We start from the raw sequence: 22,648 nt of genomic DNA, 5'->3' as shown, positions 1-22,648 counted from the left end.
CCGGACCGTGCAGGCCGGCCCGGCACCCGTTCGCGGGGTGCCGGGCCGCTGTGCTGCCGGGAGTCTCGCCCGATCGGACACCAGGTCATCACCGCACGCAACTGATCGGATACGGAGCGGGTGAGGGTGAGCCTGTGGATAACTCCGGCGGTGTCGGTGCGGGCCCCTATCGTGGAGGCAGTGGTCGAGGGACCACGTACGGGGGACGGGACTATGCGCGGGACGGGCGGGATCATCGAGATGCCAGGAACCACCGGGACACCGGGGACGGAGAGCGAGGCGCTGGCCACGCTGCACCGGGTCTTCGGCTACGACGCTTTCCGCGGCGAGCAGGAAGCCGTCATCGAGCACGTGGTGGCCGGCGGGGACGCCGTCGTCCTCATGCCGACCGGCGGCGGCAAGTCGCTGTGCTACCAGATCCCGGCCCTGGTGAGACCGGGTACGGGTGTCGTCGTCTCGCCGCTGATCGCGCTGATGCAGGACCAGGTGGACGCCCTGCGGGCCCTGGGTGTGCGCGCCGGGTTCATGAACTCCACGCAGGACTTCGACGAGCGGCGCGTGGTCGAGGCCGAGTTCCTGGCCGGCGAGCTGGACCTGCTGTACCTGGCGCCGGAGCGGCTGCGCCTGGACTCCACGCTGGACCTGCTCTCGCGCGGCAAGATCGCGGTCTTCGCGATCGACGAGGCGCACTGCGTGTCCCAGTGGGGCCACGACTTCCGCCCCGACTACCTCACCCTGTCCCTGCTCGGCGAGCGCTGGCCGGACGTCCCGCGCATCGCGCTCACGGCGACGGCCACGCACGCGACGCACCAGGAGCTCACCCAGCGGCTGAACATGCCGACGGCCCGGCACTTCGTGGCGAGCTTCGACCGGCCCAACATCCAGTACCGGATCGTGCCGAAGGCCGACCCCAAGAAGCAGTTGCTGAGCTTCCTGCGCGAGGAACACGCGGGCGACGCGGGCATCGTGTACTGCCTCTCGCGCAACTCCGTGGAGAAGACGGCCGAGTTCCTCTCCCGCAACGGCATCGAGGCGGTGCCGTACCACGCGGGCCTGGACGCGGGGACGCGCGCGGCGCACCAGTCCCGGTTCCTCAGGGAGGAAGGCCTGGTCGTGGTCGCGACCATCGCCTTCGGCATGGGCATCGACAAGCCGGACGTGCGGTTCGTCGCCCACCTCGACCTGCCGAAGTCGATCGAGGGCTACTACCAGGAGACCGGTCGTGCGGGCCGTGACGGACTGCCGTCGACGGCCTGGATGGCGTACGGCCTCAACGACGTCATACAGCAGCGCAAGCTGATCCAGTCCGGAGAGGGCGACGAGGCGTTCCGGAGGCGGGCGGCGGCGCACCTGGACTCGATGCTGGCGCTGTGCGAGACGGCCCGGTGCCGCCGCGGACAACTCCTCGCCTACTTCGGGCAGGAACCCGACCCGGCGGGCTGCGGCAACTGCGACACCTGCCTGACGCCCCCGGAGACCTGGGACGGCACGATCGCGGCACAGAAGGTGCTGTCGACGGTGGTGCGGCTGCAGCGCGAGCGCGGACAGAAGTTCGGCGCGGTGCAGATCGTCGACATCCTGATGGGCAAGCGCACGGCCAAGGTGATCCAGTTCGACCACGACCAGCTGTCCGTGTTCGGCATCGGCGAGGAGCTGACCGAGGGCGAATGGCGCGGCGTCGTACGGCAGTTGCTGGCGCAGGGGCTGCTGGCGGTCGAGGGGGACTACGGCACGCTGGTGCTGACGGAGGACAGTGGCGCGGTGCTTCGGCGCGAGCGGGAGGTGCCGCTGCGCAAGGAGCCGAAGAAGCCGACGGCCGCCAAGTCGGGCTCGTCGTCCGCGTCGGGCCGCGGGGACCGCAAGGCCAGGACGGTCGCGGCCGAGCTGCCCGGGGAGCTGCTTCCCGCCTTCGAGGCCCTGCGTGCCTGGCGCGCCGAACAGGCCCGCGAGCAGGGCGTCCCGGCGTACGTCATCTTCCACGACGCCACGCTGCGGGAGATCGCCACGGTGTGGCCGACGTCGGTGTCGCAGCTCGGCGGGATCAGTGGCGTCGGCGAGAAGAAGCTGGCGACGTACGGGGAGGGCGTGGTCGCGGTGCTGGCGTCGCTGGGCGGTGCGCCGGGCTCGACTCCGGGTGCCGCGTCGGAAGCGGACGGTCCGGACGGCCCGGGCGGCTCCGACGGCCCCCATGGCCCGCACGACTGGCCCGACATGGAGGCGGAGCCGGAGCCCGAGGACTGGATGTAGGGGATCGGACGTAGAGGACTGGCTGTAGAGGACTGGACGTGGTGTTCAGGCCAGCGCCGTCAGTCCGGGTGCGAAGGTGATCAGCAGGGGCAGCAGCGGGACGAGCGCCGCCACCGTCGTCGTCAGCGCGCGGTGCCGGCGGAGCAGCCGTGGGGGCGGCTGGAGGAGACGGTCCACGCGTTCGCCCAGGAGGCGTCGGCTGGACGCGCAGGACAGGACGCCCCGGTGCTGGTTCAGCTCGATCAGGGCCAGGGCCGTTGTCAGGTGGCCGCAGCGGCGGGACGCCGTGTCGTCGGCGGCGAGTTCGACCAGCCGGTGGGTCTGGTCGCAGAAGTGGGCGAACAGCGGCACGCGCGGGAAGCCGGTCGCCAGGGCGGTCGACAGGTGCAGCAGCCAGTCGTGGTGGGCGCGGGCGTGGTCGCGTTCGTGGGCGAGGACCGCATCGAGTTGATGGGAGGTGAGGCGGTGCAGGGCACCGGTGGTCACGATCAGCTGGGGAGGGTTGCCGGGCATCCACCAGGCGTCCGGGTACTCGTCCTCCAGGACGAGCAGCGGGCCCCGGGCCGAGGGCAGGCCCGCGGGAAGGTCCGGGGCGCGTTCCCGCAGGTGCGCGCGGGCCCGACCGCGGCGTCGTCGCGCCTCGACCAGCTCGCGGGCGAGCATCGCGGTGGTCCAGGCTGCTCCGCAGGCCAGCAGCAGGGTCAGGGCCGAAGTCCACACCGGGGTGGTGGAGAGGTCGTACGCCTCGGTCACGGCCGGCGGGGCGGGTGCGAAGACCTGGCGGCGGACGGTGTGGAAGACGGCGGCGGCGCCCAGGACCAGGGCCGTCAGACAGCACAGCAGGACCGTGGCGACCAGGCACTGCCACGCCCACAGCGCGACCACCGGCTCCCGCTCGGGCCACGTGGCCCGGGTCAGCGCACGCGGGGCCGGCACGGCGGCCGCCAGTGCGACGACGCTCAGCAGGAGCAGGCAGAGGGTCATGCCACGGGCTCCGGATCCTGGTCGGAGACGACGGGGGAAGAACACGTCGGAGCGGACGGACCGGCCGGGCCCGCCGGACGTGGCGGTGCCGGGCCGGGCGGTCGTGCTCCGGGTGCGTGCGTACGGCGGGCGCGGCGCGAGGACCGTTCCCGCCGCCAGTATGACGGCGGGAACCGCCGGAGTCAGCCCGCGAGAACCCGCCCGCTCACCTCCCCCAGACCGACGCGCAGTCCGTCCGGTCCCGGTGCCCAGGCCGACAGGGTCACCACGTCCCCGTCCTCCAGGTAGGTGCGCTTGCCGTCGGGGAGTTCCAGGGGGTCGCGGCCGTTCCAGGTCAGCTCCAGGAGGGAGCCCCGCTGACGTTCGGCCGGGCCGCTCACCGTGCCCGAGCCGTACAGGTCGCCGGTGCGCAGGGAGGCGCCGTTGACCGTCATGTGGGCGAGCTGCTGGGCGGCCGTCCAGTACATGGTGGAGAAGGGAGGTTCGGAGATGACGTGGCCGTTGAGGGCGACGGAGATGCGCAGGTCGTAGCCGGCGGGCTCGGTGGACGCGTCGTCCAGGTAGGGCAGCAGGGGGTGGGTGCGTTCGGGGGGTGAGATCCGTGCCGCCTCCAGCGCCTCGAGCGGGGTGATCCACGCGGAGACCGACGTGGCGAAGGACTTCGCGAGGAACGGGCCGAGGGGCACGTACTCCCAGGCCTGGATGTCGCGGGCCGACCAGTCGTTGAGGAGGCACAGGCCGAAGACGTGCTCGCGGAAGTCGGCGAGCGGGACCGGTCGGCCCTGCCGCGACGGCACGCCCACCACGAAGCCGACCTCGGCCTCGATGTCGAGCCGTACGGACGGGCCGAAGACGGGGGTGGGGTCGGTGGGTGCCTTGCGCTGGCCCGACGGGCGGACGACGTCCGTGCCGGAGACCACGACCGTGCCGGCGCGGCCGTGGTAGCCGATCGGCAGGTGCTTCCAGTTGGGCAGGAGGGTGTCCGCGGCGTCCGGGCGGAAGATGGCGCCCGCGTTCCGGGCGTGGTGCTCGGAGGCGTAGAAGTCGACGTAGTCGGCGACCTCGAAGGGGAGGTGCAGGGTCACCGCGGAGAGGGGGTGCAGCAGTGGGGCGAGAGTCTCGCGGTGGGACGGGTCCGTGACCCACTCCGTGAGGGAGCCGCGCACCTCGGACCAGGCCGTGCGGCCCGCCGCCAGCAGCGGGTTGAGGGTCGGGGCGGTGAGCAGGGCGGTGTGCGGGGAGCCGAGGGCCCGGGCGACCGCGCCCGCGTCCAGGACGTGGTCGCCGAGCCGGACGCCGACGGTGCGCTGCTCGGAGCCGGGGAGGGAGAAGACGCCGTACGGAAGGTTGTGCGGGCCGAAGGGGTCGCCCTCGGGGAGGTCGAAGGGGGCCAAGGGGGGCATCGGGTGCTGCCTCGCTTTCGTGCTCGCCGTGTATGCGCCGCGTGTGCGCCGCGCATGCGCCAAATATGCACATGTGTTCGCCATGGCCGAGTGCTCGCCATGCGCCGGTGCACCGGGGTGCTCCGGGGGTGCTCTGCCTGTGTGCCGAGTCGCCGCACACGTTACGGCTGACCTCGGAGGAGAGTCACCGCGACGACACGGACGTGACACGGGAGGTGAGGAATGAGGTGGCCGACTCGCAGCGCTCCGCTTCCGCTTGTGCACGGCCCGTTGTCCACAGGCGGTACCGCATTCTTGACGGAGCGGTGCGAACAGGGAGACTCTGGGCGGGTGCTGGAAGGCCTCGGGGAGGGGGCCTTCCCCTGGCACACCTGGGGGGCGGATGGCCATTGGGGAGGCCGGCCTCGGGTCGGCGCGGCGTGGTTCACGGCCGAAGCGGCTGGCGGAGACCATGCGCGGCAGACTCGGCCGGGAATGCGTGTACGTGCCGTCCTGCCGGTTCGGGCTGTTCGTGGCCTTGCGCCACTGGTGCCCGCCCGGCGGACGGGTGTTGATGTCGCCGGTCAACGACGACGTGATCCTCTTCGTGGTGCTCGCGGCCGGACTCAGGCCGGTGCAGGCGCCGTTGAACCCGCTGGCCGCGTCGATCGACGTCGACGCGGTGCCCGACGAGGTGTGGACCTCGCTGTCCGCGGTGCTCACGACGAACCTGTACGGCAATCCGGACGACGCGCCGCGCCTGAGGGAGAAGTGCGACGCCCTCGGGATCCCGCTGTTCGAGGACGGGGCGCACGCCATCGGCAGCGAGGTCGGCGGTCGGCCGGTCGGGGCCTGGGGGGACGCCTCCGTCTTCAGCCTGTCCAAGCATGTCGGGGCCAAGGCGGGGGGCTTCCTGACCTGTGCCGACCCGGGCCTGCGCGAGGCCCTGGAGAAGACCTGCGCGGACCTGCTGCTGCCCGGTCGGCTCACCGCCGAACTCGCCTTCACGGTGCGGCCGTACGCGGAGGCGGCGGTGCGGGGGCTGCGGCTTCGGCGTGCCGCCTGGGGCACGATGCGGCTGCTCGGGCTGATGGAACGCGAGGAGATCAGGATGCCGTTGCGCGCGGCGGAGCTGGCGCGGGCGGTCGACGCGGCGCCGGACCTCACCGCGCACGACTCCTGGGTCCGCGTCGACATGCACGACTACCGGCTGCGCTCCGGACCGCTGCGCCTGGGCCGCATCGGGCGCAAGCTCGGCCACCTGGACGAGGTGCTGGACGCCTGCCGGGCGGGTACCGGGCTGCTGCTGTCGACGCCGTGGGCGAGACCGGCCGCGAGCGGTGGGCGGAGCGCGGTGCCGGACGGGGCGCGGGCCGGCCTCGGCTCCGCGACCGGTTCGGGCGCTGCGTCAGCAGCGGGGCGCGCCCGGCAGGACCCGCAGCCGGGCTCGGGGCAGGGCTTCGCGACCCGTCCGGGCCCGCTGCCGGACTCGGGGCAGCGCTCCTCGTCCCGTCCGGGTCCCTCGTCCCGTCCGGGTCCCTCGTCCGGTCCGGGCTTCTCGGCCGGGCCTTTCTCCGGGTCTCCGGCATCCGTCGTCCAACCCCTCTTCCGTGTCCCCCTGTTCGTCGCCGACCGGGACGCCGCGATCACGGCGCTCGCGCGGCGGGGGATCGTCGTCGGGTACCTCTATGACCCGCCCCTGGACGACTACGCGGGGGCGGCCTTCACGGACCCCTCGCCCGATCCGGCCGGGGCCCGCTGGTTCGCGCGGCACGCGCTGCCCGTGGATCCGCTGCGCGCGCGGCAGGTCGTCGAGGTGCTCCAGGAGTCCGGCGTGCGGCCGGCCGAGGCGCCGGGAGGGCTGGAGCCGACGCGTGGCTGAGACACGGGCCGGGACGCAGGCCGGGACACACACCGAGGCGCAGGCCGGGAGCCAGAAGGGGTCACCGGCCGGCAGACAGGCGGGGATTCAGGTGCACGAGCCCGTCGCACCGGCCGCCGCACCCCCCGCCGGCCCGACCGGCCTCGCCGGAGAGGGCGTGGCCGAGCCCGGGCCGGAGCGCCACGGACACGGCTCCGACTCCCTGTTCAGGAACGCCTACTTCCTCATGCTCAGCACCGGCGTGTCCGCCGTGCTCGGCCTGGGGTTCTGGCTGGTGGCCGCCCGCTACTACTCGGAGGAGGCCGTAGGCCAGGGTTCCGCCGCGATCGCCGCGATGCGTCTGCTCGCCAGCATCACGGCGACGACGATGATCGGTGCCGTGGTCCGCTTCGTCCCGCGCGCGGGACGGGCGACGGGCTCCCTGGTGTGGCGGGCGTACGCGGCGAGTTCGGTGGTCGTGGCGATCGCCGCCTTCGTCTTCCTGCTCACTCTCGACCTGTGGGGGGCGTCGTACGCGCCGCTCGGCACGCCGGCCGCGGGGGCGGCGTTCGTCGTCGCCTGCGTGGCGTGGGCGCTGCTCACGCTGCAGGACGGGGTGCTGACCGGACTGCGCAGGTCGGGGTGGGTGCCGGTCGGCAACGCCGTGTTCTCGGTCGGCAAGCTGATCCTGCTGGTCGTGGTCGCCGGCGCGTTGCCGGTGCTCGGCATCTTCGTGTCCTGGGCCGTCGCCATCGCCTTCTCGACGCTGCCGCTCGGCTGGCTGATCTTCCGCAGACTCATCCCGCGCCAGGCCACCGCCGACCGCGACCTGGAGCCGCCCCGGCTGAGGGAGATGGGCCGCTTCCTGGCGGGCGACTCGCTGGGCGCGCTGTTCAGCCTCGCGATGATCAACCTGCTGCCGGTGATGGTCGCCGTCCGCTTCAGCGCCGCCGAGAACGGTTACTTCTACGTGGCGTACACAGTCGGCGGCACGATGGAGTTCATGGCCATCAACATGGCCTCCTCGCTCACCGCGCACGCCTCGCACGACCCGCGTCACCTGGCCGACGGCGTCCGCGGGGCGCTGCGCCGCATGATCCTTCTGCTGGTGCCGGTGGTGCTGGTGCTGGTGCTGTTCGCGCCGCAGATCCTGCTGCCGTTCAGCGAGGACTACGCCGAGCACGGCACCACCGTGCTGCGGCTGCTGGCCGCCGGTGCGCTGCCGCGGGTCGTGGTGGAGCTGTACATCGGCGTGCTGCGCGTCCAGGGCCGCACCGGGGTGCTCGCCGCCCTCCAGGGCGCCATGTGCACGCTGGTGCTGGGCAGCGCGGCCGTCCTGTTCACCCCCGCGGGTATCGCGGGCGCGGGCTGGGCGGTGCTGCTGAGCATGTCGCTGATCGCCGTCGTCTCGGTGATCGGGCTGCGGGCGGCGCTGCGCGAGACGGCCGTCGTGCCCGCCGCACCCCCCACGGCCCCCGCCGAACAGACGACGCCCGCGGCCGCCGCTCCCGCCTCGCCCGCCACCCCCGCCGACGCGGTCCCCGGGGACGGCGCCCGCTGGGCCCGGCTGAACGCCACCGCCGGCTACGGCACGAGCTGGGCGCGCCGGACGGCCTACGAGCACGGGCCCTCCGACCAGGACACCGTCGCGCTGTTCATAGGGCGTCCCGGCTACGAGCGGGAGGCCCTGGAGGCGGACACGCTCGCCGTCATCGTCCGGCCCCACAAGGGAACCGCGCCCGCGGAGGGCGCCGAGGGGCCGCGCGCGCCGGCTCCCGACTACGAGAGGGACGGCATCTGGTCCGAGCGCGGCCAGCGGTGGCTGCGCGCCGGGCTGTGGAGCCTGCTCGGCGTCGCCGCCGTCGTCTTCTGGGCGGCGCTGCGGAACCTGCCGTGGCTCGGCGGGTACGTCGGTGACGGCCTCGCCGCCCCCATGAGCGGCGGCGGGATGCTCGACCGGCTGCCCGGCCCGGCGATCGTCGCCGGGGTGCTGCTGCTGGTGCTGTTCGTCGCCGCCGTGACGTTGGACGTGCGGCGCGACACCTGGCTGCCCGGTACCGCGCTGGGAGTCGTCGCGCTCGCCCTCTACTCCGTCCCCGTCGCCCTCGGCCGGGAACCGAGGCCGCTGGGAGGGACGTTCTACGGGGAAACGGCCGCGTTCTTCGCGCAGACACTGGGCCTGCCCGGTCCCGACCCGCTGCTGCGCTGGGTGCCGCCCGTCTGTCAGCTGCTGTGCCTGGTCCCGCTGTGGCTGCTGCTCGACCGCATCGGCGACCGCTTCGGCGACCGTCTCGGCGGACGGCTGCCGTGGGCGGCGCACTGGGGGGTCGTCTATCTCGCCGCCGTGGGGGGCTGGGCGGGAAGGGAACCGCTCGCGCCCCTCGCGCTGCCCGTGCTCGCCGTGCTGTTCCTGCTCGTCCTGCTCCTGTCCCTCCGCCGAGCCGAGCCGCCGCCGGGGCCCGCCGGCCGTCCGACGCCGACGGGGCCTGCTGACCGTCCGACGCCGTCGGGGCCTGCTGACCGTCCGACGCCGTCGGGGCCTGCTGACCGTCCGACGCCGTCGGGGCCCGCGCACCATCAGAGGCCCGCGGAGGCCGCGCACCACCAACGGTCGGCGGAGGCCGCGCACCGGCCGTCCTCGGTCGAGGCCGCGCACCGGCCGTCCTCGGTCGAGGCCGCGCGTCGCTCGTCGCCGGCGGAGGCCGCGCGAGGTCCGCACGCTTCGTATGTGAACACCCGTCCCACCGACCGGAACCGAGATCCGTCCAGCGACTGATCAAGCCCAGAGCCGAACGCCAGGGGGGAACCGTCGTGCGTCCGCCAACCACTCCACGGGAGAGATCCGAACCGGAGCCCGCACCGGGCCCGGGAGCCGACGTGGCCACCGCGCGCCAGTCGGAGCCCGCTGCCGCAACCGCGACCGTTCCGGATGCGCCCGCTCCGGCAGGTGGTGAGCCCGTGAGCGACCTCTCCGACCTCCCGCCCGTGCGTCCCTGGCGGATCGCCGCGCTGCACCCCGCCCCCGCACTGCTCGTCGCCCTCGCCCTGTGGGGCTGGGCGGTGACCCACACCGACGTCTCCGACCTCGACGACTTCGGTCTGGTGACCGCGGTGCACCCCACGTTCTGGGCGGGTCTCGCACTGCTCACCGCCGGCTTCTGGCTCACCCTCCGCGGCCCGCGCCGCCATCCCGCCTGGGCGCCGGCGTACGTGCTCGGCCTGCTGGTGATGGAGCGCGCCACCCAGGCCGTGGTGTACCCGACGCCGCTGTACGCGTGGGCGTGGAAGCACGACGCGATCATCGACCACCTGCTGACGGCGGGTCGGCTGCAGAGCGACGACGTGCTCGGGGACCTCGCCGTCTACGACCAGTGGCCGGGCTTCTTCGCCGCCCAGGCCGCCCTGGTCAAGCTGCTCGGCGTGGACGCCGCCGCACAGTTCATGGCCTGGTGGCCGCTGGTCTCCAGCCTGATGCTGCTGCTCCCGCTGCTGCTGATCTACCGCACGTTCACCGAGGACCGTCGCCTGATCTGGACGGCGGTCTGGCTCTTCTACGTCGCCAACTGGGTGGGCCAGGACTACTTCTCCCCCCAGTCCGTCGCCTTCGCGCTCCACCTCGGTGTACTGGCCGTCGTCCTGCGCCGCTACCGCCGCCCCGGCCTGACGGTGACGCGACAGCGCCAGGCGGTCTGGACGGTGCTGCTGACCGTGCTGGTCGTCGCCATCGTCATCTCGCACCAGCTCACCCCGGGCATGCTGATCGTCTCGCTGGCCGCCCTCTTCCTCGTCCGCCGCTACCGCGACAAGGTCCCGCTGATCACCACCGCGGTGATCTTCCTGGCCTGGTGCCTGACGGCCGCGCTGCCCTTCCTGGCCGCGACGATGCCCGAGATGATCCGCTCGATCGGCGACATCGGCGGCAACGTCTCCACGGGATACGGCGCGACCCCGACCGGCACGGGCGCGGTGACGACGTCCTGGGTGGCCCGGCTGCTGTCGGCGTCGGTGCTGCTGCTCGCCGTCGTCGGCGTGCTGCGGCAGCCGGTGCTGCGGCACCGCGCGATGCCGTTGCTGCTGCTCGCGGCAGCGCCGCTGCCGATGCTCGGTGCGAGCAGCTACGGCAGCGAGATGATCTTCCGGGTGCTGATGTTCACGCTGCCCGGCGCCGCCTTCTTCGCCGCGGCGGCGCTGCGGCCGCAGGTGCGCACGCTGGCGGCGCTGGAGAACAGCGGGCAACCCGGGCCCCGCGGGGGCGGGCAACCCGGGCCCCACGGGGGCAGCCAGCCCGGGCCCCACCGGGGCGGACAGCCGGAGCCCCGCCGCTACGTCTGGCTCCCGCTGCTCGCCCTCCTCGTCGGCACCCTCGCCTTCGTGCCGAGCTACTCCGGCAAGGACCGGATCAGCTACTTCCCGCCCGCCGAAGTGGAGCTCGTGCAGCAGGTGTTCGACCAGGCGCCCGACAACTCCCTCGTCGTCGCGGCCGACCGCAACTACCCGCTCGCGTTCGACCAGTACTGGAGAGTGGACCACTACTGGTTCCTCGACGACGCGCGCGAGCACGTCGACCGGATCGTGCGCGACCCGGCCGCCACCCTCGCCCGTGACATGTCCGCCGTGGAGTCGCCCGGCCGGGCCTATCTGCTGTTCACCCGGGGCCAGTTCGCCGATGCCGAGATGAACGGGCTGCTGACCGAGGGCCAGTTGGACCGCGTCGAGCAGTCGGTCGCCACGTCACCCCTGTTCGAGCGGGTCGCTGCCAACGACGCCGGCTCGGCCTACGTACTGAAGGAGGCGGGCCGGTGACCCCGCAGGAACTCGTCGTGCGGATGCTGCCCCCGTTCGGCGGCTGGCTCGCCCTGTCCGCCCTCGCGCTGCCCGGCGGCTCCCCGCTGCGGGGCGCGGCGGTGATCGTCTTCCTGGCGGCGGGGCCGGGCGCCGCCCTGCTCAGAATCTGCGGGCCCGCGCTGGCCACGGCCCCCGCCGCGGGGCCGGTCGAGCTGCGGGACCCGGCCTTCGAACGCCACTCCGACCTGCTGGAACGGCTGATGCTGACCGTCTTCGTGAGCGTGGCCGCCGTGCTGCTCGCCGCGACGGTGTTCATCGCCACGCATGCCTTCAGCGCGCAGCGCGTCCTGCTCACACTCACGCTGCTGACCACGGTCGCCGCGTTCTGCCCGCGGCTGCGCGCCTCCCCGCCGAGGACTGGGAAGGGTTCTGCTCTGTGAGGTTGCTCCACCCTTTCGGCGACGGCCGCCCGTCGGGCGCCGACCGCCGTGCACACCGCCACCGACGCCCGCGACGCCGACTGCGCGTGCCCGGCCCCCGCGACCGGTCCCACATGCCCGGCTGGTCCCACGTACCCGACCGGTCCCGCATGCCGGCCCGGTCCCACATGCCGGCCCGGTCCCGCGTCCCCGACCGCCCCCGCATCCCCGACCGACCTCGCCACCTCTTACTCGCGGTCGCCACGGTTCTGTGTGCCGTCCTGACCGCCGTACTGCTCCTGCGTGACGGCGTCGGTCCGGGGGACGCCGGCTCCGGCCGTGGTCAGGACTTCAGGTCGCGGCCGCCCGCCGTGGGCGGGGAGTGTGCCCCGACGGCGCTCCTCGAACCGCCCTGCGGCGCCTGGTTCGGCGCCTTCGTCCCGCACAACAAGAGCAACCTGACGCAGAAGGTCCGCGACTACGAGGACCGCGTCGGCCGCAAGCTCGACATCGTGTACACGTACCACGACATGTCCCTCGTCGAAGGGGACCGACTGGAGGGCCAGTTGCTCACCGAGGAGGAGCAACGGGTCGCCGCCGACGACCACTTGCTGCTGCTGTCCTGGGAGAGCAAGTGGTGGGGCGGTACGAAGGCCCAGCAGCCCACCTGGAAGCAGATAGCCGACGGCGGCCTCGACGCGTCCGTCATCGACGTGCAGGCCCGGCGCGTCAAGCAGTTCGGCAAGAAGGTCTTCCTCTCCTTCGACCTGGAGATGGACACCCGCACCCCGGCCAACGGCACCCCGGAGGACTACGTCCGGGCCTACCGGCACATCCACGACCGGTTCCGGCAACTGGGCGTGACCAACGTGGTGTGGACCTGGATCACCACCGGCTACCTGGAGCACGCCGACCTGATCAAGCGGATGTATCCCGGCGACGACTACGTCGACTGGGTCGCCTACAACCAGTACAACTACTACCGCTGCCACCGGGCGGGCTGGCTGACCTTCGCCCAGACCCAGCGGGCCACACACGACTGGATCCGCAGGAACATCTCCGACGACAAGCCGCTGATGCTCTCCGAGTTCGGCACCGCGAACGACCCGTCACAGCCCGGCCGCCAGGCCGACTGGTACGCGCAGGTCCCGGCGGTCCTCAAGAGCCTGACGGGGGTCAAGGCCGCGCTCCAGTGGAACTACCGCGACCCCGGACCCCACTGCGATCTGGCGGTGGCCGGCGACCAGGCGTGGGACAGCCTGCGCGAGGCGGTCTCCGACCCCTACCTCAACCAGCCGTTGGGGTAGGAGCGGGGCCGGAGACCGCCTGCGGACGGGGAACGAGGGATTCATCCCGCGAACACGGGCCCGCGCACCACCGCGCGGGCCTGCCGGTACCACCGCCACGCGACCGTCCTCGCACCGTCCCGGTACGGCGCGATGCGCGCCCCCTCGCCCGCCAGCCAGCTCTCGACGTCGGCGACGGTGTGGCTCCGGCGCACGATGAGCCGGGCGATGCGGTACCGCTCGTCCCGGTCCGAGCTGAGCGCGTGCCGTACGGCGGTGGCGGTCTCGTAACCGGCGGCGGCCGCCATGCGACGTACCCGCCCGCTGTTGTAGCCGTGCGGGTAGGCGAGATGGCGGACGCCGTGCCCGAGCGCGTCCTCCAGCGCGGCCCGGGAGTCGCGCAGTTCGCGCGCGAGGTCCCGGGGCGGCAGGGTGTCGAGCTGGGCGTGGGTGACGGTGTGGCTGCCGACCTCCATGCCGTACTGCTCCAGTGCCGCCGCCTGCTCCAGCGTCATCATCGGGGCGGGCGGCAGCAGACTGCGTCCGCCCGGCGCGATGGCACCGGTGGTGAGGTAGGCGGTCGCGGCCAGTCCCCGCGCGGCCAGTGCCTCGGCGGTCGGACCCGGCAGGTCGGCGAAACCGTCGTCGAAGGTCAGCAGCACCGGCCGGGCGGGCAGCGGCGCCCGCCCGGCCAGGTGGTCGGCGAGCGCGCCGACCGTCACGGGCGTGCGACCACTGTCGACGACGGCATCGAGATGCGCCGCGAACTGCTGCGGAGTGACGGTGAACTCGGCGATCCAGTCGGGCGGGTCCTCCATCACGGCGTGGTAGAGGAACACGGGGATACCCACCCGCACCCGCGCCCCGCCCACCCCGGCCCGGAGACCGCCCGCTCCGGCCCGGAGGCCGCCCACCTCGGCCCGGAGGCCGCCCACCTCGGCCCGGAGGCCGCCCACCTCGGTCCGGAGGCCGCCCACTCCGGTCCGGAGGCCGCCCACCTCGGCCATGGGCCGGCCTTTCCCGGCCAGGGGCTCACCTTCCCCAGCCAGGGGCTGGCTCTCCCCGGCTACGGGTTCGCTCTCCCCGTCCCCGTCCCCGCCCCCGAAGCCGCCCGCCCCGCCTATGCCGTCTCTGCCACCCTCCGCCCCCATCATCGTGACCTCCCGGAGGCCAGGGCCGCACGCAGCGCGCGTCGGGCGCGCAGGTAGCCGACGGGGCCGTAGGCCATTCCGCGGCGCTGGAGTCGGGACAGGCGTCGTGGCCACGGGTGGGTGCGGTCGTCGTGGGCGCCCGGTGCGCCCCCGGCGTCCGTCTCCCGGGTCGCGGTCAGGGAACGGGCGTGGGCCAGACCCCGGGGCAGGCGGGCGAGGAACGCGGGCAGCAGCGCGGGACGGTTGACGAGGATCGCGGTGAGGTAGGCGGTCAGGCCGGCGCCGTAGCCGTACGCCTGGGTCTCCAGGTCCCGCCAAGTCTCCCGGTGGTGGTGCCAGACCAGGGCCTGCGGCGTGTAGTGCAGGCGATGGCCGTGGGCGAGGACGCGGACGAAGCCGTAGAGGTCGTCGCCGCCGCGGGCGAGCGTGCCGGCGCCGGTCGCCGGGTCGAAGCCGCCGACCGCGCGCAGTACGCCCGTCCGGAAGGCCATGTTGGCGCCGGAGCCGAACCGGCCCGCCGTGAACGGGAACAGGGGCTCGTCGGCCGGCGGGTCGTGCGGGTCGTACGTGCGGGCCGTGAAGCCCTTCGCGAAGCCGCCGTGGCTCTCCAGCAGCACCTGGGCCGGTGTGCGCAGCCGGGCGGGCAGGATCAGACCGGTGGCGCAGCCGAGGCCGGGGTCGGCGGTGAAGGGCGCGGTGAGTTCGGTCAGCCAGCGCGGGTCGGCGACCACGTCGTCGTCGGTGAAGGCGATCACCTCGCCGCGCGCGGCCTCGACGCCCTTGTTGTGCGCGACGGCGAGACCGGGCACCGGCTCGGTCACGTACCGCACGCGCTCGGCGTACTTGCGCTCGATCAGGTCCCGGGTGGTGTCCGTCACCGGCGCGTTCTCGACGACGACGATCTCGAAGTGCGGGTGGTCCTGGGCGAGCATCGAGTCGAGCGCGTGAGCGAGCCGGTCGGTGCGTTCGCGGGTGGCGATGACGACCGTGGTGTCCGGCACGGGAGGCGCCGTGACGGGCGCCCCCACCGGCTCGGGCGCCCCCACCGGCTCCTCGACGATCCGCTCCCGGGCCAGGCCGGCGAGGACCGCTTTCGGGTCGGCGCCCTCCGGAACCCGCCCGAGCAGCGTGCCGACCGGTCGGCCACCCCTCCTGACCAGGCAGAACACCTCGCCGTGCGTGACGGGCGGGCTGCCGGGGCCGGATCTCAGGACGGCCTCGGCACCCTCCAGGTCCAGCTCGGCGACCTGAACAGCCCCGATGTCGAGGAACCGCCGGATCTCCTGCTCCACACCCGCACGGGACATGAACCCCCCTGACGTCATGAACCCCCCTGACCTCATGAACCTCTGTGACCTTGTGAATCCTCCGCCTGGCACGGGCCCTCCCGCGGCACGAGTCCTCTCCGTCGCCCGGCACGGGCCCTCCCGCGGTACGAGTCCTCTCCCTGCCATGACTCCCGCTCTTGCCATGACCCCTCCCCACCCCCACCACGAACCACGAACCGCGTCACGCCGACCGGCGCAGCCGGCCCGCGTGCCTCAGGATCCGTGCGGCCGCCGCCGCGAGCCTCGGCCGGTTCCGCACGAAGTGGTGCGCGCGGCGCGAGGGCTCACGGCTGAGCCAGTGGAGCGCGGCGCCCGTCCCCGGGCGCGTCCACGCTCCCTCGTAGACGGGCAGTTCACCCGTCTTCAGCGAGTCCTTGTACTCGGCCGCGCCCCGCCCCAGGTCGAGCAGGCCGATGCCGTCGGCGGCCGACGCCTCGGCCATCCGCAGATGCAGCACCAGGCCGGGTGAGTACTTCGAGAACTCCGGGTCGTACGCCGGGAACCAGCAGGCCAGGACGGTCGTCGAGCGCAGTCCGAAGTGCGCGGCGATCGGCCGCTCACCGGCGTAGAGGACGGACAGCGTGCCGGAGCACTCCGGGGCCCGTGTCACGGAGAGCGTGTCCACGAGCCGGATGATCCAGCCCTGCGCGAACCGGTCCCGGCGGCCGGTCCTGCGGTACTGCGCCGACTTCCAGGCCATGAGCGCGCGCAGCGCGGCCGGGTCGCGTTCGTCGAACACGAACCGCAGCGGTCCGACCTGGCGACCGAGCCTGCGTTCCTTGGCGAGCGTCGTCTTCAGGAACTTCGGTGACTGCGCGCGCAGGACGGACTCGTAGGTCTCGTACCCCTTCTCCACGTCGATGACGTAGGCCGCGTACTCGGCGGCCGCGTGCGGGACGAACAGCCCTTGTTCCGCCTCCAGGTTGTCGAAGGCGAAGCTCGACAGGGAACACGCCCGCATCAGTTCGTCGGCGTTCAGCCCGGTCCCCGGGCCGAGCACGGCTCCCTGGGCGTCCGAGACGCCGTACGCGAGGGCCTGGCCCTGGCCGAGCCGGCCCCGCTCGTGCGGCAGGAAGCCGACCGGCTCACGCCCCTCGTACACCACCGCCACCCGCGCGCGGGACCGTACGCGGCCCACGGCGTCGGTGAACTCCGGTTCCATGAACGGGTTCCGCGCAATCGTCGATGCGGCGCGCAGCGCCCGCCACCGCTCCCGTTCCCCCTCGCCGAGCTCCTCGGGCCTCAGCACACGAATACGTCCACTGCTCAACCTGACCCCCCGATCAAGTCCCCCCTGGACTCTTTGGACGGTACCGCTCCAGCCAGTTCGGGCGGTAGGTAGCGGAGCATGTTGTTGCCAACCGGTGCAGAGGCCTTTAACCGGTCCGTACCCGGCGTTGCGGCAGAAAGCCGTTTCTCGCCCTGCCGCGACCCTGCCGAATTTTTGCCCGCGCTTTTCTTCGGCGGCCCTGTCACATCTTTCGCGCCCGCTCCGTCAGTGCGGTGGAACCGTCAGTGCGGTGAAGACGCCGGTGCGGCCGAGGCACCCGCCGAGCACCCGCACGCACCACTCACTCGCACGTGCTCACACACACCGCACCTACTCACACACCGCACCTACTCACACACCGCACCTACTCACACTCACGCACCGAAGGAGACCGGCCATGCAGGCTCGGATGAAGAACCCCGCGTACATCCTTCCCGGCGCCGCGAAGGGCGTCGGCATGCTCCTCCAGGCCATCGGCGAGGGCGGCCTGCCGCGGGAGCTGGCGGAGATCGTCGGGTTGCGCGCCAGCCAGATCAACGGGTGCAGCGCCTGCGTCCACGGGCATGTGCACAACCTGCGCAAGGCGGGGGTGAGCGAGGAGCGGATCGCCTCCGTCTCCGCCTGGCGCGAGGCGCCGTTCTACGACGACGCCGAGCGCGCCGCGCTCCAGCTGACCGAGTCGGTCACCCGTCTCGCGGACCGCTCGCACGAGTGCGTGCCGGACGCGCTGTGGGACGAGGTGGCCGACCACTTCGACGAGAAGCAGCTCTCCGCGCTGATCCTCGTCATCTCGCTCACCAACCTGTTCAACCGCCTCAACGCCACCATCAAGGAGCCCGCGGGCATCACTTGGGACTGAACGGGCGGTGAGTTGGAGGCGGCCGGGATCCGTATTCTCTGATCATGGCCGCACCCCTCGCACACGCCGCGCGCTGCGCGTACTCCCTCATCGCCACCGACCTGGACGGAACGCTGCTCCGCGGCGACGACACGTTCTCCGACCGGTCGCTCGACGCGCTCGCGCGGGTGGCGGCCGCCGGCGCCCGCCACCTCGTGGTGACGGGCCGTCCGGCGCCCCGGGTGCGGCCGCTGCTGGACAACCTGCACAGCAGGGGGCTGGCGGTGTGCGGCCAGGGCGCGCAGTTGTACGACGCCGGCGCGGACCGCCTGCTGTGGTCGGTCACCCTGGACCGGGAACTGGCCGAGACCGCCCTCGGCAAGATCGAGGCGGAGGTCGGTCAGGTGTACGCGGCCGTGGACCAGGACGGCGTCGACGGGCTGACGCTCATCGAGCCGGGCTACCGGATGCCGCATCCGACCCTGCCGGCCCTGCGTGTCCACTCGCGCGACGACCTGTGGTGCGCGCCGATCAGCAAGGTGCTCCTGCGCCATCCCACCCTGTCCGACGACGAGTTGGCGGCGACGGCCCGCTCGGTGGTCGGCTCGCTCGCGACCGTCACCATGTCGGGGCCGGGCACGGTGGAGCTCCAGCCGTGCGGCATCACCAAGGCGACGGGCCTGGCGCTGGCCGCCGAACACCTGGGTCTGGGGCGGCAGGACACACTCGCCTTCGGCGACATGCCCAACGACATCCCGATGTTCGACTGGGCGGCGCACGGCGTCGCGATGGCCAACGGCCACCCCGAACTGAAGGCGGTGGCCGACGAGGTGACGACATCGAACGAGGACGACGGCGTGGCCGTCGTCCTCGAACGCCTCTTCCCCTGAGTACCGGTGGGGGAGCCGGGATCAGTACGGGCCGAAGACGTTGTCGATCGAGCCGTACCGGTGCTGCGCGTAGTGGCAGGCGGCGGTGATGTTGGCGACCGGGTCGTACGGGTCGTACGAGGTGCCGGCCACGTGGTACGCGGCGAAGGTCGGGTCGATGACCTGGAGCAGGCCCTTGGACGGGGTGCCCTTGGCCGCGTTGGAGTCCCAGAGGTTGATGGCGTTCGGGTTGCCGGACGACTCGCGCATGATGTTGCGGTAGATGCCGTTGTACGTGCCCGGAATGCCCTTCTCAGCCATGATCGCGAGCGACTCGCGGATCCAGCCGTCGAGGTTGTTGGGGTACCCGGCGACCGTGGTGGCCGGCGTCGTGCCGGCCGCGGAGGCGCTGGTCGCGCCGAGGAGCGGGAGGGCGAACACGGCGGCGCCGGTGCACATGACGGCGACGGTCCGGGTGAGACGGGTGCGGGCGCGGCGGGGCTGGGCGGCAGCGGGCATGGCGAAGTTCCTCTCCGGCGCCTGCGGGGTGAGCTGTCGGGTTCGGGCGGGAGGTGCCCGGCCGGCCGCCGTGGGGGTACGGCGACGCGACTTCACCCCGAGCCGGTCCCGTACGTGCGATGACGTACGGCCCGGCGTCCTACCTGGGTCCCCCGCTCCTGCCGTGCGCGAGTGTTCGTCGATGGGTGGCGAAGGGCGGCGGCAGGATTAGGCGTCCGCCCGACTGGCCGGGAACGTATGCGAGGGCACATGTCCGGAACAAGTACCGGATTCACAGAACACCCCTATTGACCTTGATCGGAGGCCTATGGGGTGCTTGATCCTTTGCTGTCGTCAAACGTCAACTCACTTACCGGAAAAGCGGAATAACAGCGTCCGGCGTCGGTCGTGGCATCGATGGTGAAGTGAGCCAAGTCACCACCCTTAACAAGAGGGGTGAATCGGACAATAAACCTCAAGTCCCTTTTATGGGACGCGATGTGGGGCGGCGCGGCGCGGCCGGCCGAGTGTGGCCGGGAGGGTGAAGCCCGTCGCCCACTTCCGGTGGGGCCGGCTCCGCGGTCGGCACGGGAGGAGAGGGTGAGGGTGAGGGCGGGGCGCATGGGAGGCAGGCGTGATTCCGGTCACGTACGGACCCCTCACCGGAGTGCGCGGCGGCAGGACCGGACCGGTGGCGACCGCGGCGCGCATCCCCCGGCGTGCCGTCACCCGGCCAGGTGACGGCGGCCCGCCACGTACTCGACCCGGCCGCACGTCATACGGGCCGCGGCCGCCGAGAGGCACCGGTTCCGGACGAGCCGGCCTGCTCAGGTCGCCGGGGAATGTGTGAGCAGACCCTTGGGACGGCAAGGGAAAGGCATGGCCGTCGTGGAGAGGGCGCCGTCGCGGAGGGGGCGCCCCTCGGGGACGCGACGTCTGCCTTCCGCCTCCGCGCGGGACATGAATCACCGCTTCCCGGTCAGTCGATGAATGTCCGCCCGTGTCGATGGATCGGAAAGGTGCCGGTCGTGATCCGAAGCCGCCCGGGCTGATCCGGACACCTCCCGGCGCCTCCCGGTCGAGCGACCGGGGACCGGGGGACGTGGGGGCTTATCGGTGATCGAAACGTGACCGGATACGCTGACTCGAGTGATGGCAGCGACCTATCGACAAACCGTGTAATCGCCAGTAGACACCAGCAGACAGGAGACCCCTCGTGACCGTCGTCGGGCCGTTCGGGCTGAGCGTGCGGGACCAGGCTCTGGAAGCCGATGTCCAGGCCGGATTGGCGGCTGTCGAGGAAGGCTTGCTCGAGGCCACCAAGAGTGAGGTTCCGTTCATCACGGAGGCCGCCCAGCACCTGGTGCGGGCGGGCGGGAAGCGGTTCCGGCCGCTGCTCGTGATGCTCGCGGCGCAGTTCGGTGATCCGTACGCGCCGGGCGTGGTGCCGTCGGCCGTGGTGGTGGAGCTCACCCACCTGGCCACGCTGTACCACGACGACGTGATGGACGAGGCGGCGGTACGGCGGGGGGTGCCGAGCGCGAACACCCGCTGGGGCAACTCGGTCGCCGTCCTCACCGGTGACTTCCTCTTCGCCCGTGCCTCGCACATCCTCGCCGACCTCGGGCCCGAGGCGGTGCGGGTGCAGGCGGAGGCGTTCGAGCGGCTGGTCACCGGGCAGATCCTGGAGACGGCGGGGCCGACGGACGGTCGGGACCCGGTCGAGCACTACCTCGACGTGCTCGGCGGGAAGACCGGGTCGCTGGTGGCGGTGTCGTGCCGGTTCGGGGCGATGATGTCCGGCGCCGACGACACGGTCGTGGACGTGCTGACGCAGTACGGGGAGCGGCTCGGGGTCGCCTTCCAGCTCGCGGACGACGTGCTGGACATCGCGTCGGACTCGCACGAGTCGGGCAAGACGCCGGGGACGGACCTCCGGGAGGGCATCCCCACGCTGCCGGTGCTGCGGTTGCGGGAGCAGGCGGCTCGGCTGTCCCGGCCCGAGGACATCGCGCTCTGCGAGCTGCTGGACTCCGACCTGAGCGACGACGCGCGGCACGCCGAGGCACTGGCGGCCCTGCGGGCCCACCCGGCGCTGGAACAGGCCCGGCGGGACACCGTGCGGTACGCGAAGGAGGCGCGGTCGGCGTTGGCGCCGCTGCGCGAGTGCGGGGCCAAGGCGGCGCTGATGGAACTGTGCGACGCGGTGGTGCACCGGGCCGGGTGAGGCGCCGCCCTCGCCCACCCGCCCGCCCGAGCGGGTGTCTTGAGCACCCTCCGGTCGCGCCGCCCCCGACGCCCTCCCCCTACGGGTAACCCCCGCCCGCCCCACCCCGTGTCATACCGCAGGCGTACGTGGAGTTGAGTCCTCGGGCTGACGAATGTGGTCGGCTGATTTGGTGAGATGGAAACCACGGAAATCACCACTCCTCACCGATTCGGGTGAGAATGGCGGCTCGGGTGGGGACCTTCGCGAGATGACCAGCCGCCGCCGACGACGGAGGTAAGGCACACATGGCACCGTACGCATCCGACGACAGCACGAACGCCGGGGAGGCCGACGACCCGCGCGTCGGGCGGCGCAAGGCCCTGCGGTACGTCGTTCCGGTCACCGTGGCGGGCGTCGCGGCGGCGACGATCGGGCTCGTCCCGGCGCTGGCCGACTCGGGCGACCCCGACCTGCCCAAGATCAGCGCACAGCAGCTCATCGAGAAGATAGCCGCATCGGACGTACAGCAGCTCTCCGGCACCGTGAAGATCAGCACCGATCTGGGCCTGCCCGACCTGGGCGGGCTGGAGAGCGGGCTGCTCTCCGAGGCCACGGGGGAAACCGGCGGCTCGTCCGCCGACCCGTCCGCGAAGCTCACCGAACTCGCCTCCGGCACGCACACCCTGCGCGTCGCCGCCGACGGTCCGGACAAGCAGAAGCTCTCGCTGCTGGAGAACGCCGCCGAGTACAGCGTCATCCACAACGGCAAGGACCTGTGGGGGTACGACAGCGCCTCCGACGAGGTCTACCACTCCACCGTCGAGGAGGGGTCGAAGGACGCCGAGGCGCCCGTGCCCGCCACGCCCAAGGAGCTCACCGAGGAAGCACTGAAGGCCGTCGACGACACCACGTCCGTCACCGTCGACGGCACCGTCCGGGTGGCCGGCCGCGACGCCTACAAGCTGCTGGTCAAGCCCAAGCAGTCCGGCTCGACCGTCGGTGCGATCAGCGTGGCCGTGGACGCGAGCACGGGGCTGCCGCTGAAGTTCACGCTGACCCCGGCGAGCGGCGGCGCCGCCGTCGTGGACGCCGGCTTCACCCAGGTCAGCTTCGCCAAGCCGGCCGCCTCCACCTTCGACTTCACCCCGCCCCAGGGCGCGAAGGTCACCGAGGGCGACGCCGGCGACGGGGCCGGGGCGCCCGAGCACTCGGGCAAGCTCCCCGAGGAGGACTTCGGCCGGGACCTCGCCGGCCTCGACGTCCTCGGCGAGGGCTGGACCTCCGTCGCCACCTTCGACACCGGCGGCGAGGGCGTTCCGTCCTCCGGGGACATCCCCGACGCGGGCGCTCTCGGCGGCTTCCTGGACTCGTTCGGCGACAAGGTCACCGGCAAGTTCGGCTCCGGCACCGTCTTCTCCACCCGTCTGATCAACGCCCTGGTCACGGACGACGGCAAGGTCTACGTCGGCGCCGTCACCAAGGACGCCCTCGTGAAGGCGGCCGGCTCGGGGCAGTAAGTAC

Annotated in this window: 16 protein-coding genes and 1 riboswitch; of the genes, 10 read left to right on the top strand and 6 right to left on the bottom strand. The window is 72.6% G+C overall.

Annotated elements, in window-relative coordinates:
• Nucleotides 1–213 precede the first annotated feature (213 nt).
• Nucleotides 214–2,247 carry a DNA helicase RecQ gene (gene recQ / locus ACF1A1_RS11190; RefSeq protein WP_391999061.1) on the top strand — a complete coding sequence of 678 codons (2,034 nt, stop codon included), beginning with the start codon at nt 214–216 and terminating at the stop codon, nt 2,245–2,247.
• Nucleotides 2,248–2,292: 45 nt separating this feature from the next.
• Here the strand turns inward: recQ and ACF1A1_RS11185 are convergent, their stop codons facing one another.
• Together ACF1A1_RS11185 and fahA are read right to left on the bottom strand one after the other, a co-directional pair.
• Nucleotides 2,293–3,231: a M56 family metallopeptidase gene (locus ACF1A1_RS11185; protein WP_391998897.1), complete on the bottom strand. Its 939-nt coding sequence runs from the start codon at nt 3,229–3,231 to the stop codon at nt 2,293–2,295.
• Nucleotides 3,232–3,413: 182 nt separating this feature from the next.
• Nucleotides 3,414–4,625 (bottom strand): fumarylacetoacetase, encoded by a 1,212-nt coding sequence (gene fahA, locus ACF1A1_RS11180; protein ID WP_391999060.1) that lies wholly within the window; start codon nt 4,623–4,625, stop codon nt 3,414–3,416.
• Between the two features lie 391 nt (nt 4,626–5,016).
• Here fahA and ACF1A1_RS11175 point away from each other — a divergent pair, with 391 nt between their 5' ends.
• The 5 genes from ACF1A1_RS11175 (at nt 5,017) to ACF1A1_RS11155 (ending at nt 12,985) form a co-directional block, all read left to right on the top strand.
• Complete coding sequence (locus ACF1A1_RS11175) at nt 5,017–6,495, top strand: DegT/DnrJ/EryC1/StrS family aminotransferase (protein ID WP_391998896.1); 1,479 nt, start codon at nt 5,017–5,019, stop codon at nt 6,493–6,495.
• A gap of 91 nt (nt 6,496–6,586) precedes the next feature.
• Nucleotides 6,587–9,250, top strand: a complete 2,664-nt coding sequence (locus ACF1A1_RS11170) for a lipopolysaccharide biosynthesis protein (protein WP_391999059.1) — start codon at nt 6,587–6,589, stop codon at nt 9,248–9,250.
• Nucleotides 9,251–9,432: 182 nt separating this feature from the next.
• Entirely contained in the window at nt 9,433–11,277 is a 1,845-nt protein-coding gene (locus ACF1A1_RS11165; protein WP_391998895.1) for a glycosyltransferase, read from the top strand.
• Nucleotides 11,274–11,699 carry a hypothetical protein gene (locus ACF1A1_RS11160; protein WP_391998894.1) on the top strand — a complete coding sequence of 142 codons (426 nt, stop codon included), beginning with the start codon at nt 11,274–11,276 and terminating at the stop codon, nt 11,697–11,699. The genes ACF1A1_RS11165 and ACF1A1_RS11160 overlap by 4 nt, the downstream gene beginning before the upstream one ends.
• 149 nt (nt 11,700–11,848) lie before the next feature.
• The gene (locus ACF1A1_RS11155; RefSeq protein WP_391998893.1) at nt 11,849–12,985 is read left to right on the top strand and encodes a glycosyl hydrolase; all 1,137 of its coding nucleotides are present in this window, start codon (nt 11,849–11,851) and stop codon (nt 12,983–12,985) included.
• 41 nt (nt 12,986–13,026) lie between these two features.
• Here ACF1A1_RS11155 and ACF1A1_RS11150 read toward each other — a convergent pair whose 3' ends face one another.
• The 3 genes from ACF1A1_RS11150 to ACF1A1_RS11140 form a co-directional block, all read right to left on the bottom strand.
• On the bottom strand, nt 13,027–13,803 hold the full coding sequence (locus ACF1A1_RS11150; RefSeq protein ID WP_391999057.1) for a polysaccharide deacetylase family protein: 777 nt from the start codon (nt 13,801–13,803) through the stop codon (nt 13,027–13,029).
• A 311-nt stretch (nt 13,804–14,114) separates the two neighbouring features.
• A complete protein-coding gene (locus tag ACF1A1_RS11145) occupies nt 14,115–15,422 on the bottom strand; it encodes a glycosyltransferase (RefSeq protein ID WP_391998892.1) in 1,308 nt (435 codons plus the stop codon).
• Between the two features lie 202 nt (nt 15,423–15,624).
• Nucleotides 15,625–16,692: a GNAT family N-acetyltransferase gene (locus ACF1A1_RS11140; protein ID WP_391998891.1), complete on the bottom strand. Its 1,068-nt coding sequence runs from the start codon at nt 16,690–16,692 to the stop codon at nt 15,625–15,627.
• Between the two features lie 418 nt (nt 16,693–17,110).
• On the opposite strand from ACF1A1_RS11140, the gene ACF1A1_RS11135 reads away from it, so the two are divergent.
• Entirely contained in the window at nt 17,111–17,572 is a 462-nt protein-coding gene (locus tag ACF1A1_RS11135; protein ID WP_391998890.1) for a carboxymuconolactone decarboxylase family protein, read from the top strand.
• 44 nt (nt 17,573–17,616) lie between these two features.
• Nucleotides 17,617–18,441 (top strand): HAD family hydrolase, encoded by an 825-nt coding sequence (locus tag ACF1A1_RS11130; protein WP_391998889.1) that lies wholly within the window; start codon nt 17,617–17,619, stop codon nt 18,439–18,441.
• A 21-nt stretch (nt 18,442–18,462) separates the two neighbouring features.
• Here the strand turns inward: ACF1A1_RS11130 and ACF1A1_RS11125 are convergent, their stop codons facing one another.
• Nucleotides 18,463–18,939: a transglycosylase SLT domain-containing protein gene (locus ACF1A1_RS11125; RefSeq protein ID WP_391998888.1), complete on the bottom strand. Its 477-nt coding sequence runs from the start codon at nt 18,937–18,939 to the stop codon at nt 18,463–18,465.
• Nucleotides 18,940–18,942: 3 nt separating this feature from the next.
• Nucleotides 18,943–19,123: riboswitch (cyclic di-AMP (ydaO/yuaA leader) on the bottom strand.
• Nucleotides 19,124–20,134: 1,011 nt separating this feature from the next.
• On the opposite strand from ACF1A1_RS11125, the gene ACF1A1_RS11120 reads away from it, so the two are divergent.
• Both ACF1A1_RS11120 and ACF1A1_RS11115 read left to right on the top strand, forming a co-directional pair.
• The gene (locus ACF1A1_RS11120) at nt 20,135–21,145 is read left to right on the top strand and encodes a polyprenyl synthetase family protein (protein ID WP_391998887.1); all 1,011 of its coding nucleotides are present in this window, start codon (nt 20,135–20,137) and stop codon (nt 21,143–21,145) included.
• Between the two features lie 287 nt (nt 21,146–21,432).
• Nucleotides 21,433–22,644 carry an outer membrane lipoprotein carrier protein LolA gene (locus ACF1A1_RS11115; RefSeq protein ID WP_391998886.1) on the top strand — a complete coding sequence of 404 codons (1,212 nt, stop codon included), beginning with the start codon at nt 21,433–21,435 and terminating at the stop codon, nt 22,642–22,644.
• Nucleotides 22,645–22,648: the final 4 nt, after the last annotated feature.

This window comes from Streptomyces sp. NPDC014995 (assembly GCF_043080745.1).
Lineage (GTDB): Bacteria > Actinomycetota > Actinomycetes > Streptomycetales > Streptomycetaceae > Streptomyces.
Note: the sequence above shows the minus strand (reverse complement) of the source record. Positions and strands in the feature narration are given on the sequence as shown.

Coding starts and splice junctions, on each gene's coding strand:
- recQ (WP_391999061.1), top strand. CDS start 214: ATGCGCGGGACGGGCGGGATCATCGAGATGCCAGGAACCACCGGGACA.
- ACF1A1_RS11130 (WP_391998889.1), top strand. CDS start 17,617: ATGGCCGCACCCCTCGCACACGCCGCGCGCTGCGCGTACTCCCTCATC.
- ACF1A1_RS11185 (WP_391998897.1), bottom strand. CDS start 3,231: ATGACCCTCTGCCTGCTCCTGCTGAGCGTCGTCGCACTGGCGGCCGCC.
- ACF1A1_RS11125 (WP_391998888.1), bottom strand. CDS start 18,939: ATGCCCGCTGCCGCCCAGCCCCGCCGCGCCCGCACCCGTCTCACCCGG.
- ACF1A1_RS11145 (WP_391998892.1), bottom strand. CDS start 15,422: ATGTCCCGTGCGGGTGTGGAGCAGGAGATCCGGCGGTTCCTCGACATC.
- ACF1A1_RS11135 (WP_391998890.1), top strand. CDS start 17,111: ATGCAGGCTCGGATGAAGAACCCCGCGTACATCCTTCCCGGCGCCGCG.
- ACF1A1_RS11155 (WP_391998893.1), top strand. CDS start 11,849: ATGCCGGCCCGGTCCCACATGCCGGCCCGGTCCCGCGTCCCCGACCGC.
- ACF1A1_RS11115 (WP_391998886.1), top strand. CDS start 21,433: ATGGCACCGTACGCATCCGACGACAGCACGAACGCCGGGGAGGCCGAC.
- ACF1A1_RS11175 (WP_391998896.1), top strand. CDS start 5,017: ATGGCCATTGGGGAGGCCGGCCTCGGGTCGGCGCGGCGTGGTTCACGG.